The sequence below is a fragment of the Flavilitoribacter nigricans DSM 23189 = NBRC 102662 genome (assembly GCF_002646595.1).
In the GTDB taxonomy this organism is placed as follows: Bacteria; Bacteroidota; Bacteroidia; order Chitinophagales; family Saprospiraceae; genus Flavilitoribacter; species Flavilitoribacter nigricans.
Map to the genome: position 1 here is coordinate 313,800 of NZ_PDUD01000020.1, position 14,602 is coordinate 328,401.

Genomic DNA, 14,602 nt, shown 5'->3' on the forward strand with positions numbered 1-14,602 from the left:
TTGCGTGTGGTTGCTTTTCAATGATGCAGTCTCAGTTGTTATTATTCGGGTTAGAAAAACGTTAAGGGTAGTTTTCTAATTTTCTACAGCTATCAGAAAAAGCTTTTACAATCTAAAATTCTTTTGGAATTACGTCCGGAGCGCTGGCGATTAGCTCCCCAAAGGCCCTCGGGCGCGATCCGGTAGCGGATAGTTGCTTCAAAAACACTGCCGGCCATTGGGCCGACACCCGTTGAATTTACGTCTACACTGACGCCGAAGAACAGGCGGGGATCGTCTCCACTGCTTCCCCGGGTAGTGGCGGTGTATCCGCCCAAGGTAATGATGAATGCGTCCGTGTGTAAGGTATTAGGTGCGAATTGGCGGTTCTGGTACAGAAGTCCGAGATAATAGCTGTTGATCAAAGTATACATACCAAAGGTGCCAACGGTAATATTTTCTTTGGAATTCAGGAATTTATAGCCCTGCATATCGAGTTTGAAATTCGGAGAGATCGCAACATCCAGGGAAGAGCCACTAAAGGAACGAACGGGGATGATCAGTCCGCCGTGAAACGTTACCCGGGGGGCGATGCGGTTTTCGCGATTGAGGAAAGAGTCATTGCCCTGGGCGTTCTTGTTGACCAGGTGCGGCAGGTGGTGGATGCTGATACCAAACTGGCTGCGTACATCCCGCCATCTTCTTTTGCCCATCCGCCAGTCGCCAACCCGGCGCCAGACGACCCCGAAATCCACGTCGCCGTAGGTGACCTTCTCAACGGCCGGCACCACGCTACTTTCGCTGACCACACCGCTCATCGGATCTAATTGATCCGAAAATATGAGCTTATCCCAGTCGATATCCTTCTGGACCATGCGGGCTTCAAAACCAAAATGTAAATTACTATTTTTTCCGGGGATGGTGTAGGACATAACGGCCCCGGCCATACGGGTGCGTAGTTTGGCGATCCCTTCGGTGTCGCTCAACAGGTGAAGTCCCAGACCCAGACGGGCAACCGGGAGTTGGGTTTCCACGGTGAAATTAGACGTGCGGAAACCACGATCTGTTGGCACCCATTGCATTCGGGAAGTCGCACTCAGGGTAATACCACTCTCCAGGCCGACAAAGGCCGGATTCAGGTAAACCCGGTTGGCGTAGAATTGCGAAAACGAAGGGTCCTGAGCTTGTAATTCAGTAAACCAACTAGTTCCAAATACCAATAATATCCATGAGAAATACCTCATGGTACGCAATTGGAGAGACATATTGTTTTTTTTTAGGGATGACCAATGTTCGAATTTAAACCAATATGTCCAATGGGATTAATTTTTCACAGCGTAGTAAATATAAAAATAACTTATGGATACCTATCCAACATTAGGACAATTCCGGTCAATTAAACCCGAAAAAGTCAACTATTTAAAATTGCGTGTTCAGCCTTATTTATCCTTGTGATAGGAGGGGTATAAAAGCGTGATTTGCCATCATCTGGCCTAATGGGGAATCATTTTGTCTTACAAACGTGAAATATATTCAAAAATTATCGCATCCGGAGCTTTTAAGTGTTAAAATTGGACGCTCCGTCGGAGGTAAAAAAATGGCCTTTTACCGTCAGGGCCCGGATACGGGGCGCTGCGGGCGGATCAGCCGTTCAGCATCTTTTGTTTTTGTGCGGAAAATTCTTCTTCGGTGAGAATACCTTTATCACGCAACTCGCCCAGTTTTACGATCTGATCCAGCAGATCGTCACTGAGGTTGAGTTCCAGGCCGGAGGCAGGTTCTTCCTCTTCGGGTTCCGGACTTTCGGCTTTTACCGGCTGGGGTGGGGCCGGAGCGGCTTTCTTTTCGGATAGTTTCTGATAGCCGTTGCTCACGAAGTCCTCAAAACCAGGCGTCGCCCGTAAAAAAGCCAGTGATGCGTGGGTGTGGATCTTTTTGATATCCTTAAAGCCGAAGGCAACGGCTTCACTGAGGTGGTGCAGCGCCTCTTCTTCGTCTTCGAGGCGGGAATAGCAGCAGGCCAGGTTGAAATGCGTGATCGGATCTTCGTAGTAGTGATCGAGCGCTTCCAGAAAGTCATCAATAGCGGCTTCGTAATTGTAGCGGCGGAAGTGTTCAACCCCTCTCTTTTTGAAAAAACGTTCGGGGTGAGCCGGGGCGGCGGGTAGTGCTTTGGGTTTGGAACGGGGTGCGGGTCGGCGGGCCGGGCGGCTGTAATCCTCGCCGTACTCCCGGTTCAGGTATTTGAAGTTATAGCGCTCGTCAAACTCTTCTTTCGGCATTACGAAAAGCAACACGGCATCGATAAACCCGAGCAGTGCCGGAGCGATGATCAGCGGCGCTCCTTCTTCCACGGTGATCATAAAACAGAAAAAGAATAGGATCAAATGAAGAATGCCCCAGAAACGCTTTCCTAGATAAAACCGGTGAACTCCGAAAATGCCAAATAATAGGGCTAAAACACCCGCAACCTGCTTCGACTTCATAGTATTAGCTCATTATCAGATATAATTACAAAAAGGTAAATTACAATAAGCACCGTTTAATGCCTGCGTACTTTATCCTAATGTGAGCAAATCATAGACCAATGGTAGCTGATTATCGCTGTTCGTCCAGCCGCGAATTGATCTGGTCCAGATCGTTTCGGACTTTCTGGTGTGTGTCTTCGATCTGCTGGAGGTTTTTGGACTCCTGTTCCAACAACTGATCAAATCGTCTAAAATTGTGATCGATCCGTTTTTTTAGATTACTAATATACAATTTTAATTTCTCACTGACTTCCTCTTCGATCTTTAAACGACTGTTGTTGACTTCCTCCTCGTAGCCGGCCATGATCTTCCGGCGTTTCAGGCTGGTGGTCACTCCGGCGAAGATCAGTCCGACCCCCGTCAGCAGCCCGCCGGTGATGTCGAAAACCATGCCATTGGTCACGGCCATCAGAATGACCCCGATTGCCGCAATGCCGCCGCCGGCAGCCAGATTGGGCGTGAGCGCCTGCTTATCTGGGAACAAACTGGCGTCGCGGAAGTTTTCTGTATTCTGTACAAAATTGGTGAAGGCATCCTGCAGTTCGCGCAGGATGTTTTCCCGTCTTTCGGCGATCTCGCTGAACAGTTCGTGGTCGTTTTTGAGGATGGTCTCGCTGTTGCGGATCTTCAGGTCGATCATTTTGGCCATTTGCTGGATACTGTCCGCCAGATCCACAACGCCTTCATTTAGCTTTTTACTCAGCTCGGCGTTGAGGTCGTTCTCCAGTTCTCCCGAAAGGCCTTCCAGCCATTCCTTAGCCGATTGCTTTTTGCTGAATACACCGGAAATAGAGCGCTTCAGCAGCGAAAAGAACGACAGGCCGGATCGCAGTTCCTGCTCTTTCTTCAGGGTGATCCGGTCGTAACCCGCCAGGAGGTTTTCCACCAAAATATCGACCTGCTTGTGCGATTTGGCTTCCTGGGCATCCAGTGTTTCCCGGATGTCCTCCCGGAAGGCGATATCCGCTTCCCACTGAGCGCGGCGCAGGTGGATACCTTCCCCGATGCGTTCGCTGATATTGACGGCCGTATCGACATTGTTGATCATCTTCAGCAACGGGGCCTGGCCGCCGGTAATATTCTCGCGAATGTAATCGCGGAGCGGGCCGAAGCCACTTTGTTCGGTCAGGCCTTCCTGTTCCTGCTTGGCGGAAACCGCAAAGACTTTCGGGGCTTCCATGCCTTTTTTGACCGCCTGCTCCCGGACACCCTGAAGGTTGATCTCCAGGTCTTTTTCGTCCAGCAGGTCTTTTTGCTGCAACACGAAGATGACCTTGCGCCGCCATTCGGCATTAACGTAGTCAAAGAATTCCCAGGAAGACTGTCGGTAGGGGTTTTTGGCCTCGAATACGAATACGATCAGATCGGAATAGGGAATGAACTTTTCCGTGATCTCCTGGTGGTGTTCAATGATGGTATTGGTGCCCGGGGTGTCTACAATGGCAATTTCCCGCAGTATCTCTACCGGCAGGTAGATCTTTTTCAGGTGCGGATTGATCTCCGTGATCACTTCCTCCTCACCGTATAATATTTGTTGGATGGTATCCGTCATCGGCTGGGGCGCGACCTTGGCAATTTCCCGACCGGTAGCCAGCAGCGCATTGACGAAACTACTTTTTCCGGCCTTTACTTCGCCGACGATCACAAACATGAAGGGCTCGTTGAGACGGATCCGCAGATCGCTGACGGTATTGCCCAGGTCGTTATTGCCGGTCTGTATGGCCAGGTCGTGCAGTTCTTTGACGATTTCCCCCAGTTGGTCGCGCAGGGGCTGCAATTCGGGATGAAGTAAGGTTTTGGTCACAATTACTGTTTAAAATTGTTCATTCAGTGCAGGCTGTTTCGCAGGATCTCCACGGCCTGTGGACCCGTGCAGAACAGCAGGTCCAATATACTTAAATTGGGTAAAAACCCATGCTTTTCGGTAAATACCTGCGGATATCGACTGGGAGCAAAGTGGGGATCGCGGGCGGCATTTTCATCCTTGGGGGAAACGAGTTCCCGAAGATCGTCCGTTTCCGGATCCGTCTCCGATCGGTAGCCGTTACTGTAACTGATCTTCTCCCCTAAACCTAACTGTTTGCAGATCAGTTCGAAAAGTTGCCGGTTGAACGTAAATAAATGTTCCGGACGCTGCTGGAAAAGCGCTTCGATCGGTTCGCTGTAGTAGGGAAAGAAGGGAGCGTTGGCGTAAGCCGAACGGATGCTTCGCCAGTGCTGGATATGCCAGGGTTGGGCGTAGGCAATGCGTACTTCCCGGATGGGAAGTCTTTGGTGTTTTCCTTTTTCCAGTGGAATGGACATGATCTGCAAGCCGTTGGCCCCGGCGATATGGCATCGATTCCGGTAACTACCTTTCTGGTAATTCTCGTGTTCCTCAATGACGATCTGCTGGTAGGCCAACAGCTTGCTGAAAAATTGGATAGAGGGCAGATAATGCAACTCTATCAGCGCACTTCTTTTCAAGTATTATTCAGGTATTTATTCTCCCGGAGCTTTCACAAAGTGGTGCGTGATGGCTCCTTTATAACGGGTAAGTGAAGCTGTTTGCACAGCCTTATTCGTACGATCGATCTGCTTTTGAAGCTGGCGGTCGCTTACGGCTACCGCTTCACCAAGGGTAACGGCGTCCGTTGCGTAGCTGTGCAGGAGCGAGGGCAACTGCCGCTGCAGGAGGTCCGGATGGCCGAAGATGTCCGTTGCGATGATCTGTTTGCCCGAAACGGCCAGGATGCCGACCATGTTTTCCATATCCGTGAATTTATCGGCGAAAAAGCGGACGTATGCATCCCGCTCCCGGGTGAAATCTTCGGAGCTTTCCAGCGATGCGTAAGCACCGGTATGGCTGTCGATAGCGTAGTGACTGGTGATCCGGCTGACCTTATCCCAAACTTCCTGCTGGTTCTTGCTGGTAGCCAGGGTGTTGCGAATATCACCGGCAGCTACATGGTAATAACCCGAAAAAGCGAAGACCTGATCCTGCCGGGTGGCCACATCTTCTTCATTTTCCGTTTCTCCCTCAAATTGCCAGCGTCCCTGTTCTACACAGAAGACCGGAATGTCTTTCAGCGAACGGGCGGCGATGATCTGATCTTCTCCGACCACCCGGTCCTGGCGACCTCCGCGAACGATATCGCCGCTCATCAGGAATACGGCATCGCCGGTTTTATTTTGTACCGTCAGGTTGTTGACGGCCCCCGAATCTTCAAACCGGCCGAAAGGTTTTTTCTCGCTGATGCGAAACCCATAAGTTTCAATGGCCTCGGCCAGGGTTTTCAGCTCACCGGCGGCGGCGTTGTCGGACAGGTATGTGTCGGATGCCAGAATGGGGTAGAGGCGCAGGTCCTGAAACTGCCATTCCGCTTGATCTTCCGTTACCAGACTTAAAGAGGGCGCTTGTTCCAACTGGGCCTGCTCACCGGTATTGCTTTCCTGCCGGCAGGCAACGAAAGCGGCAACCAGGAACAAAAACGTACTTAACTTTTTCATCTATAGGATTTTTGGTAATCAGTCCCCCAAAGATACCATTAACTGCCCTCAATAGCAATAACGCTGATGCTGTCCTGCACTTGGCGAGCGGTAGCCATGGCTGCTTCCACACTATCTCCGAGGACGGTCACGTGGCCCATTTTCCGAAAGGGTTTCGTCATGACCTTGCCGTAGAGATGAATATTGACCCCGGGCAGGGCCAGACAATCTTCCAGTCCCTGGTAGTAGGCCGGGCCGGTATGTCCTTCGGCTCCCAGCAGGTTGACCATCACGGCCGGTGTTTTCGCCTGGGTGCTGCCGAGCGGCCAGTTGAGGATGGCACGCAGGTGTTGGTCGTATTGGGAGGTATAACAGCTTTCGATAGTGTGGTGCCCGCTGTTGTGCGGCCGCGGCGCTACTTCGTTCACCAATATCTCACCAGTTTTGGTCAGGAACAACTCGACGGCCAGCAAGCCACAGAGGTCGTAGGCTTCAATCACCCGGCGCGCCAGTTGGTCGGCCTGTTCTTCCACGACCTGACTGACCTTGGCCGGGCACGACAGGAATTCGACCAGATTGGCTACTGGATTGAAGATCATTTCCACAGCGGGGAAGGTGCGAACTTCTCCCTTTTCATTGCGGGCGGCAATGACGGCAAGTTCCTTATCAATCGCTACCAGATCTTCCGCTACGCAGGGGCCCGGCAGTAGTTTATCTTCCAGGTCTTCGGCCGTTTTGATCACGCTGACTCCCCGGCCGTCGTATCCGGCAGTGCGGGATTTTTGCACAAAGGGCAGGGAGCGTTCACCGGAAGCAACGGCTGCTTTCAGTGCGTCCGCATCGGGATAGAGCACAAAATCAGAAGAAGGAATGCCGTGTTCGGCGTAGAACTGCTTCTGCAGGCCTTTATCCTTGATAATATCGAGGGCTCGCGGGCTCGGATGAACGGTCACGCCTTCCTTTACGAGCTGGTGCAGCGCTTCGGTGTTGACGTGTTCGATCTCGATGGTCAGTACATCGACGGTCTTACCGAAATTATAAACATCATCGTAATCTTTAAAATTACCGGTTACAAAGCGATGGGCGTAGGGTGCTGCCGGAAAATCCTCCGAAGCATCCATCAGGTCGATCGGTAGGTGAGCAGGCCCGGCCGCAAGGGCAAGCATCTTACCCAACTGGCCACCGCCTAATACCCCTATCCTGGGAAATTGCATAAATGGGAATTTTGAATTTGGAGTGCAAAGTTAAAAAACCTTATTTTCACCGCACAACGAAAAAATCAATGTCAAAAACTTTTCTTTTTAAGAATGGCCGGATCGTCAACCGGGGAGAGATCACCGGAGGGGACCTCCTGGTGAAAAACGGATTTATCGAAAAGGTCGGTGGTGTGATCGAAGCATCCGGCGCCGAAGAGATCGACGCGGAGGGCAAATTGCTGCTGCCGGGGATCATCGACGATCAGGTCCATTTTCGCGAACCGGGCCTCACCCACAAGGCCAATATTTTTACCGAATCCAGAGCGGCGGTGGCCGGCGGGGTGACTTCCTTTATGGAAATGCCCAATACCAAACCACCGGCGCTGACCCAGGAACTATTGGAGGATAAATACCGGATCGGGGCGGCTACCGCCCTGGCGAATTACTCCTTTTTTATGGGAGCCGGCAACGATAATCTGGAGCAGGTGCTGCGCACGGACCCTAAAACGGTCTGTGGGGTCAAGGTCTTCATGGGCTCGAGTACCGGCAACATGCTGGTAGACGACGCCAAGACTCTGGAAGGGCTCTTTTCTCAGGTACCCATGCTGATCGCCACGCACTGTGAGGACGAAGCCACCATTCGGGAGAACGTCGCCAAATTCCGGGAGCGTTACGGAGAGGATGTGCCGATGGAGGCGCACCCGCTCATCCGCAACGTGGAAGGTTGTTACCGATCTTCCTCTTTTGCGGTAGACCTGGCCCGGAAATACAATACCCGCCTGCACATCCTGCACATTTCCACGGCCAAAGAACTGGACCTGTTCCGCAATGATATTCCGCTGGCGGAAAAGCGAATCACCGCGGAGGTCTGCGTCCACCATTTGTATTTCAACAGTGATCAGTACGCTAAGCTCGGCAGCCAGATCAAGTGCAATCCGGCCGTAAAAGATGCTCATAATCAGGAGGCGCTTTTCCCCGCTTTACTGGACAACCGACTCGATATCATCGCTACGGATCACGCTCCCCATACCTGGGAAGAAAAGCAGGGCAAGTACTTCGATGCGCCCTCCGGAGTGCCGCTGGTACAGCATACACTGAACGTCATGCTGGAATTCCACCAGCGGGGTATGATCAGTCTGGAACGCATCGTAGAAAAGATGAGCCACGCTCCGGCTATCTGCTTTGAAATGGACCGCAGGGGCTATCTGGACGAAGGCTACTGGGCCGATATCATTTTGCTGGATCCCGAGAAAAGCTGGACGGTGGACAAATCCAATATCCACTACAAGTGCGGCTGGTCTCCCTTCGAAGGACATAATTTCAAAGGCAAAGTGGAAGCCACAATGGTGAGCGGCCATCTGGCCTTCCGGGATGATCGCTTTAATGAAGACAAAATGGGGGAAAGGCTGGCCTTTAGTAGATAATCCCTACGATAATGCTTACCTTTGGCCCACGTAAAATTTGAAGTTTGTAAACCAACTGCAAAAGGAAATTCGAACATGAAGTTTTTTATCGATACAGCAAGCATTGAACAAATTAAAGAAGCACGTGATCTAGGTATTCTGGATGGGGTGACCACTAACCCTTCTCTGATGGCCAAAGAAGGGATCACCGGCACGGACAATATCATCGACCACTACCGTAAGATCGCCGATATCGTTGACGGTGATGTGAGCGCGGAAGTGATCTCTACGGATTTCGACGGTATTGTGGAGGAAGGCGAACGCCTGGCGGATATTGCCCCCAATATCGTGGTGAAGGTGCCGATGATCAAAGAAGGCGTGAAAGCCATCAGCTATTTCACCGAGCAGGGTATCCGTACCAACTGTACGCTGGTATTCTCCGCCGGTCAGGCGATCCTGGCCGCTAAGGCCGGAGCAACCTATTTGTCTCCTTTCGTAGGTCGTATTGACGATATCAGCTGGGAAGGCATGGACCTGATCCGGCAGATCGCTGAGATCTACGCCATCCAGGGGTACGATACGGAGATTCTGGCGGCTTCCATCCGCAGTTCCAAGCACATTGTCGACGCGGCAATGGCCGGAGCGGATGTGGTTACCTGTCCGCTGGATGCGATCACCGGGTTGCTGAAACACCCGCTCACGGACATCGGTCTGGAAAAATTCCTGGCTGATTACAAAAAAGGAAATTCTTAGCCAAGAGGCTATCACATACATACCAAGAAAGGAGGGGTCAGCTTTCGGGCTGATCCCTTTTTATGTTTAGGGCGGTGTGTAACTACAATTGCTCCAGGACGGTACGGATGAGCCGATCCACATCACCGGCCGAATCCTGGCTGAAGGTGCCGTCGTGGCGGTTGGCCAGGATCACGCTGCACGAGATCGCCCGGTGGCCCAGCATGCCGGCCAGACAGAGCAGGGCGGAAGTCTCCATTTCGAAATTGGTGATGCGTGTGCCCCGGAAGGAAAAGTCCGCAAAGGAATCGAGCAATTCGGGACTGATCCGGCTCGCCAGTCGCAGAGACCGGCCCTGGGGAGCGTAAAAACCCGGAAAAGTGATGGTAATGCCCTGGGCCCAGTTGCCGGTTACGCTGTTTAGTAAGTCCGGATTGGCTTTGCCGGCGTAAACGGGCACCGGAAGCTCCGGAAACTGTCCGGTAAATGCCGTGAGCAGTTCGCGGGCCTCCGCCTCCGGAGTGTAATCGTAGAAATGCAGGAGATTGTCCATCCCGATGGTGTGGGATGAACTTACCAGCGTACCTACCGGATGGTCGGCCTGGAGCCCGCCGGTCGTGCCGACCCGAATGAAATTTAGCTGCCTTTTTTTGGATCGGATGGTGCGGTTTTCCAGATCAATATTGGCCAGCGCGTCCAGCTCATTCAATACGATGTCGATATTGTCGGGACCGATACCGGTTGAGAGTACCGTCAGCCTTTTGTTGCCGATCCGGCCGGTGTGGGTGACGAATTCCCGTTTTTGCGTGCTGAATTCCAGCTCATCGAAATATTGCGAAACCTTGGGGACCCGGTCGGGATCACCCACCGTAATGATGGTGTCGGCCAGATGCTCGGGACGGAGATGCAGGTGATATATACTACCATCGGGATTGAGTACGAGTTCGGATGGTGAAAGTGTGGACATTTTTTACTTTTATGTGATTAGGCGGAGTAAGATATGACTTACTTTTGGCTTTTCCGGAACCGGAAGAATTCCGACGTTCCGGTCGGAATGTATTATTTACTCAGGCTTTATAAGCGGATATACTTTTATGAATAAGATCTTTCATTTGTCTACCTGCAACACCTGCCAGCGGATCATCGGTGAACTCAACAACGGCGAGGGTTTTGAACTGCAGGATATTAAGGAAACACACATCAGCGCCGAAGAGTTGGATCGGCTGAAAGAGCAGCTTGGCTCCTACGAAGCTTTGTTCAATCGTCGGGCGATGAAGTACCGGAGCATGGGCCTGAACGAGCAGCACCTGAGCGAAGCGGACTACCGCCGGCACATTCTGAATGAATACACTTTTCTGAAACGGCCGGTAGTTATTATCGACGGAGAAGCCTTTGTCGGAAATGCCAAAAAGACCGTAGCCGCCGCTAAAGCAAAATTGGGATGATTGATACTTTGGACAAAACGCAAATCGCCGCGCGTTTTCGGGCGTTGCAGGATGACATTTGCCGCCAGCTGGAAGCCGCGGACGGTAGCGGTAGGTTCCGGGAGGATGCCTGGGAGCGTCCCGGAGGCGGAGGCGGCCGTGCCCGCGTGATCGAGGGAGCACATATTGAAAAAGGCGGGGTGAATTTTTCCGCCGTGCACGGAGCGATGCCCGAAAAGATCAGTATGGCCCTGCAACTGGACCAGGCCGATTTTTTTGCTACCGGCGTTTCGATCGTACTGCACCCGAAAAGCCCGATGGTGCCCATTATCCATATGAATGTTCGTTACTTCGAAATGAGTAACGGTACCTGGTGGTTCGGTGGCGGGATCGACCTGACCCCGCATTACGTTGTACCCGGGGATGCTGCTTACTTCCACGGGCAATTGAAGCAGGTCTGTGATGCGCACCACGCTGATTTTTATCCCGAGTTTAAAAAATGGGCGGACGATTATTTCTATCTCCGGCACCGGTCAGAAACCCGTGGGATCGGAGGGATCTTTTTCGATCGACTGAACGAGCAGAGCCGGGGACTGACTAAAGCAGAACTATTTGATTACGTCCTGGCGGTCGGAAATATCTTTGCGCCCACCTACACGGAGTTGCTCAAGTGCCACAAAGCCGAGCCCTACGGAGAGCGGGAATTGCAGTGGCAGGGAGTCCGTCGGGGGCGTTACGTAGAGTTTAATCTCGTGTGGGATAAAGGAACCAAGTTCGGTCTGGACACCGACGGGCGTACCGAATCCATACTGATGAGTATGCCGCCGATAGCCCGGTGGATCTACGATCATCAGGTAGAGGAGGGTTCTGCGGAAGCCGAAACCCTGGCATACTTGAAAAAAGGAATAGATTGGGTGTAGGTGGGAAAGATTCGATGCCGGGTATCAATGGCATTTGGATACCCGGCATCGGTAAGCCTTACTGACAGAGAATGGTGATATCTGGCGTTTCGACCTCGTTACTCCAGTTGCCGGCCCGGTCCTTGATCCGGATACTGTAATGGTAGGTATTGATGGGATACTGCGGGTCTACCGCACAGATCCTCCGGTCGGGGAAAATGCAGCAGATGCCTTTACTACCACCGGTCTTGTTAGGGATCAGGATCCTGATCTCACCGCGAATACCGTTTTCCGTACCTTGCTCATTGATCGAAGGGATCCGGTTGGGAATAATGGTACTGTCGCGGCTGTCTACCAGTACGATATTGGGTTCCGTTTCATCGTCACTCAGGTCACCGTCGCCATCGGTAAAACCGATAGTGATCACCAGGGTATCGATGGGGCCATTGGTGCTGGCCTGCGGAATGGAAGTCTGATTTACGCTTACGGAAGTAATGACCGGCTCATCCGGATAATCGGGAGGTTTAACGCAGGTAACTGTGATAAGGGCTACCACCAGAACGGCAATATATTTTAAGCTTTGGCTCATAGAAAGTCTCTTTTCATTCAAACGGTAATATAAGCGATTTAGTTTACTCCATGCATGAGGAAAAACACCGCCGACAGCTACTTGACAAAATCGAAGCACTTCCCGCGGGCGATTTCCGGGAAATTGCTCTGGAGGTCTTCCGCTACCAGGCCACCCACAACCGGGTATACGCCGATTACCTGCGTTATCTGAATGTCGATCCCGCCGCTCCAAAGGAGCTATCGGATATCCCTTTTTTACCCATCCAGTTGTTTAAGTCTTTTGCGCTGCAGAGTGGTGCCTGGGATGCCGTGCGAACGTTTACTTCCAGTGGTACGACCGGCCGGCAGACCAGTCGACATCTGCTGCGTGAAGATGACTGGTACCGCCGCAACGCCCGGCGTGGTTTTGAATACTTCTACGGCGCGTTGGAAGATTATTGCGTGCTGGCGCTGTTGCCGGCTTATCTCGAGCGGACCGGCTCTTCCCTGGTCTTTATGGCCGATGATTTTATACAGCGTTCCCGCTATCCGGAAAGCGGTTTTTTCCTGAAGGATTACGACGCGCTGGTTCGACAACTCCGCCATTGCCGCGAAAAAGGAATTCCGGTCCTGCTGATCGGGGTCAGCTTTGCCCTCTGGGATCTAGCCGAACAGTATCCGATGGACCTCAGCGGCACCATCATCATGGAAACCGGAGGTATGAAGGGCCGCCGCCGCGAAATCACCCGGGAAGAATTGCACGGCATTTTTAAAACGGCCTTCCGGGTGGAGGCCGTACATTCCGAATACGGTATGACGGAATTGTTGTCCCAGGCCTATTCCCTGGGAGGGGGATTGTTCCATCCGACTCCGACCATGCGGGTGATGACTCGCGAGATTACCGATCCGCTGGCCCCGCAGGATTTGGGAAAGACGGGGGCGGTCAATATCATCGATCTGGCCAATCTGGATACGATCAGCTTTATCGCTACCGATGACCTGGGGCGGGTTTATAAAGACGGCAGCTTTGAGATTCTCGGCCGACTGGATGCGAGTGATCTGCGGGGCTGTAATCTGTTGCTGGCGGATGTATAGCTCCATCTAGGCAGACTGCTGCTGCTGATTCCAGGCATTGATCCCGCCGGCAAGATTGTAAATGTCCTTAAATCCGTGTTCCTGCATAAGTTGTACCGCTTTGGCGCTGCGTTGTCCGCTCTGACAGTGGACAACGGTCATCCGGCCCGGATCCAGTTCGCCCAGTCTGGCCGCCAGTTCTCCGAGTGGGATGTGGTGCCCGCCCAGATTATCGGCTTCGTATTCGTAGGCTTCCCGGACATCGACCAACTGGAATGCTTTATCACCCCCTTGTAGTTCTGTAAAGGCCTCGATGGTCATCTCCGGCAGTTCCATGCGGGTAGTAGCCGGTAGTCCGCAGAATGCATCGTAATCCACCAGCTCGGTAATCCGGGTATTGGGATCTTTCGGGAACTTCATCACCCGGCTGGTGAAAGCCGCAGCGTCGAACAGGAACAGTCGGCCGCTGAGGGGATCGCCGAAGCCGCTGAGGATCTTGATCACTTCGCTGGCCTGCAAACTCCCGATAATGCCGGGTAAAACCCCGAGCACCCCGCCTTCCGCACAATTCGGGACCATATCGGGTGGAGGTGGGGTCGGATAGAGGTCGCGGTAATTATGCCCCCGGCTGCCGTCTTCATGCGGGAGATTAAAAACGGAAACCTGTCCTTCAAAGCGGAATATGGACGCATAAACGTTGACCTTACCACTCAGCACACAGGCATCATTGACCAGATAACGGGTCGGGAAATTGTCGGTACCGTCGGCAATGATATCGTATTCCGCGAACAGCTCCATGACATTATCCCGGGTGAGCGCCACCGGATAGGTACGGATATCGAGGTGTGGGTTGATGGCCAGCAGACGCTTTTTGGCGACTTCCACCTTTAATTTACCGATGTCCGCCGTGGTGTAGAGTACCTGCCGTTGCAGATTGGTGAGGTCCACCTGATCGAAATCCACGATCCCGATCTTGCCCACTCCGGCAGCGGCCAGATAGAGTAAAACCGGGCTTCCGAGTCCTCCGGCGCCAATTACGAGTACCCGTCCTGCCTTCAGGCGGGCCTGGCCCGCCGTACCAAAATCCGGGATAGCGAAATGCCGGGCGTAGCGTTTCAATTCTTCTTTCGAAAAGTCCGTCATGCTCAATCGTTCGTTTAGGAAGCGAACCGGATACCGACCCGCCGGATAAGTTAAAACGTTTATAAGTCTTTATCGTTTTACCGGAATAGATTATCTTTACCGGGCATTTAGTCATCCTTAATCTCGTGATCATGGTCCCAAAACCAATCGTCCTTCGTTTGTTGGTATACGAAGCGCCTGCCGTTTATCCTACCTTTTATCTTTTCA

At 52.4% G+C, this 14,602-nt stretch carries 14 protein-coding genes and 1 pseudogene; 5 read left to right on the plus strand and 10 right to left on the minus strand.

The window, feature by feature from the left end; genetic code table 11:
- Positions 1 to 92: 92 nt before the first annotated feature.
- From CRP01_RS15295 to CRP01_RS15320, 7 genes and pseudogenes are all read right to left on the minus strand, one after another.
- Positions 93 to 1,223: a PorP/SprF family type IX secretion system membrane protein gene (locus CRP01_RS15295; RefSeq protein WP_170110383.1), complete on the minus strand. Its 1,131-nt coding sequence runs from the start codon at positions 1,221 to 1,223 to the stop codon at positions 93 to 95.
- 399 nt (positions 1,224 to 1,622) lie between these two features.
- The gene (locus tag CRP01_RS15300) at positions 1,623 to 2,342 is read right to left on the minus strand and encodes a TPR end-of-group domain-containing protein (RefSeq protein ID WP_170110387.1); all 720 of its coding nucleotides are present in this window, start codon (positions 2,340 to 2,342) and stop codon (positions 1,623 to 1,625) included.
- Positions 2,343 to 2,396: 54 nt separating this feature from the next.
- Positions 2,397 to 2,465 (minus strand): annotated as a pseudogene (locus CRP01_RS43445) (NINE protein); the annotation flags it as partial.
- Between the two features lie 112 nt (positions 2,466 to 2,577).
- Positions 2,578 to 4,311 (minus strand): dynamin family protein, encoded by a 1,734-nt coding sequence (locus CRP01_RS15305; RefSeq protein WP_099150929.1) that lies wholly within the window; start codon positions 4,309 to 4,311, stop codon positions 2,578 to 2,580.
- 23 nt (positions 4,312 to 4,334) lie between these two features.
- The gene (locus CRP01_RS15310; protein ID WP_099150930.1) at positions 4,335 to 4,973 is read right to left on the minus strand and encodes a WbqC family protein; all 639 of its coding nucleotides are present in this window, start codon (positions 4,971 to 4,973) and stop codon (positions 4,335 to 4,337) included.
- 15 nt (positions 4,974 to 4,988) lie between these two features.
- A complete protein-coding gene (locus CRP01_RS15315) occupies positions 4,989 to 5,996 on the minus strand; it encodes an ARPP-1 family domain-containing protein (RefSeq protein WP_099150931.1) in 1,008 nt (335 codons plus the stop codon).
- A 38-nt stretch (positions 5,997 to 6,034) separates the two neighbouring features.
- A complete protein-coding gene (locus CRP01_RS15320) occupies positions 6,035 to 7,189 on the minus strand; it encodes a 5-(carboxyamino)imidazole ribonucleotide synthase (protein ID WP_099150932.1) in 1,155 nt (384 codons plus the stop codon).
- 68 nt (positions 7,190 to 7,257) lie between these two features.
- On the opposite strand from CRP01_RS15320, the gene CRP01_RS15325 reads away from it, so the two are divergent.
- Both CRP01_RS15325 and fsa read left to right on the plus strand, forming a co-directional pair.
- Positions 7,258 to 8,595, plus strand: a complete 1,338-nt coding sequence (locus tag CRP01_RS15325; RefSeq protein WP_099150933.1) for a dihydroorotase — start codon at positions 7,258 to 7,260, stop codon at positions 8,593 to 8,595.
- A gap of 75 nt (positions 8,596 to 8,670) precedes the next feature.
- Positions 8,671 to 9,327 carry a fructose-6-phosphate aldolase gene (fsa, locus tag CRP01_RS15330; protein ID WP_099150934.1) on the plus strand — a complete coding sequence of 219 codons (657 nt, stop codon included), beginning with the start codon at positions 8,671 to 8,673 and terminating at the stop codon, positions 9,325 to 9,327.
- 82 nt (positions 9,328 to 9,409) lie between these two features.
- On the opposite strand, the gene CRP01_RS15335 is transcribed toward fsa, so the two are convergent.
- The gene (locus tag CRP01_RS15335; protein ID WP_099150935.1) at positions 9,410 to 10,273 is read right to left on the minus strand and encodes a nucleoside phosphorylase; all 864 of its coding nucleotides are present in this window, start codon (positions 10,271 to 10,273) and stop codon (positions 9,410 to 9,412) included.
- Between the two features lie 127 nt (positions 10,274 to 10,400).
- Here CRP01_RS15335 and CRP01_RS15340 point away from each other — a divergent pair, with 127 nt between their 5' ends.
- Positions 10,401 to 10,751 (plus strand): arsenate reductase family protein, encoded by a 351-nt coding sequence (locus CRP01_RS15340; protein WP_099150936.1) that lies wholly within the window; start codon positions 10,401 to 10,403, stop codon positions 10,749 to 10,751.
- Positions 10,748 to 11,650: an oxygen-dependent coproporphyrinogen oxidase gene (hemF, locus tag CRP01_RS15345; protein WP_099150937.1), complete on the plus strand. Its 903-nt coding sequence runs from the start codon at positions 10,748 to 10,750 to the stop codon at positions 11,648 to 11,650. The genes CRP01_RS15340 and hemF overlap by 4 nt, the downstream gene beginning before the upstream one ends.
- A gap of 58 nt (positions 11,651 to 11,708) precedes the next feature.
- Here hemF and CRP01_RS15350 read toward each other — a convergent pair whose 3' ends face one another.
- Positions 11,709 to 12,218, minus strand: coding sequence for a hypothetical protein (locus CRP01_RS15350; RefSeq protein WP_099150938.1), 510 nt, complete (start codon positions 12,216 to 12,218; stop codon positions 11,709 to 11,711).
- A gap of 50 nt (positions 12,219 to 12,268) precedes the next feature.
- Between CRP01_RS15350 and CRP01_RS15355 the strand changes: the two genes are divergently transcribed.
- Positions 12,269 to 13,273 (plus strand): long-chain-fatty-acid--protein ligase, encoded by a 1,005-nt coding sequence (locus CRP01_RS15355; RefSeq protein WP_099150939.1) that lies wholly within the window; start codon positions 12,269 to 12,271, stop codon positions 13,271 to 13,273.
- 6 nt (positions 13,274 to 13,279) lie between these two features.
- Here CRP01_RS15355 and moeB read toward each other — a convergent pair whose 3' ends face one another.
- Positions 13,280 to 14,395, minus strand: a complete 1,116-nt coding sequence (moeB, locus tag CRP01_RS15360) for a molybdopterin-synthase adenylyltransferase MoeB (RefSeq protein WP_185154562.1) — start codon at positions 14,393 to 14,395, stop codon at positions 13,280 to 13,282.
- Positions 14,396 to 14,602 lie beyond the last annotated feature (207 nt).

Coding starts and splice junctions, on each gene's coding strand:
- CRP01_RS15295 (WP_170110383.1), bottom strand. CDS start 1,223: ATGAGGTATTTCTCATGGATATTATTGGTATTTGGAACTAGTTGGTTT.
- CRP01_RS15300 (WP_170110387.1), bottom strand. CDS start 2,342: ATGATCACCGTGGAAGAAGGAGCGCCGCTGATCATCGCTCCGGCACTG.
- CRP01_RS15315 (WP_099150931.1), bottom strand. CDS start 5,996: ATGAAAAAGTTAAGTACGTTTTTGTTCCTGGTTGCCGCTTTCGTTGCC.
- CRP01_RS15320 (WP_099150932.1), bottom strand. CDS start 7,189: ATGCAATTTCCCAGGATAGGGGTATTAGGCGGTGGCCAGTTGGGTAAG.
- CRP01_RS15325 (WP_099150933.1), top strand. CDS start 7,258: ATGTCAAAAACTTTTCTTTTTAAGAATGGCCGGATCGTCAACCGGGGA.
- fsa (WP_099150934.1), top strand. CDS start 8,671: ATGAAGTTTTTTATCGATACAGCAAGCATTGAACAAATTAAAGAAGCA.
- CRP01_RS15335 (WP_099150935.1), bottom strand. CDS start 10,273: ATGTCCACACTTTCACCATCCGAACTCGTACTCAATCCCGATGGTAGT.
- CRP01_RS15340 (WP_099150936.1), top strand. CDS start 10,401: ATGAATAAGATCTTTCATTTGTCTACCTGCAACACCTGCCAGCGGATC.
- hemF (WP_099150937.1), top strand. CDS start 10,748: ATGATTGATACTTTGGACAAAACGCAAATCGCCGCGCGTTTTCGGGCG.
- CRP01_RS15350 (WP_099150938.1), bottom strand. CDS start 12,218: ATGAGCCAAAGCTTAAAATATATTGCCGTTCTGGTGGTAGCCCTTATC.
- CRP01_RS15355 (WP_099150939.1), top strand. CDS start 12,269: ATGCATGAGGAAAAACACCGCCGACAGCTACTTGACAAAATCGAAGCA.
- moeB (WP_185154562.1), bottom strand. CDS start 14,395: ATGACGGACTTTTCGAAAGAAGAATTGAAACGCTACGCCCGGCATTTC.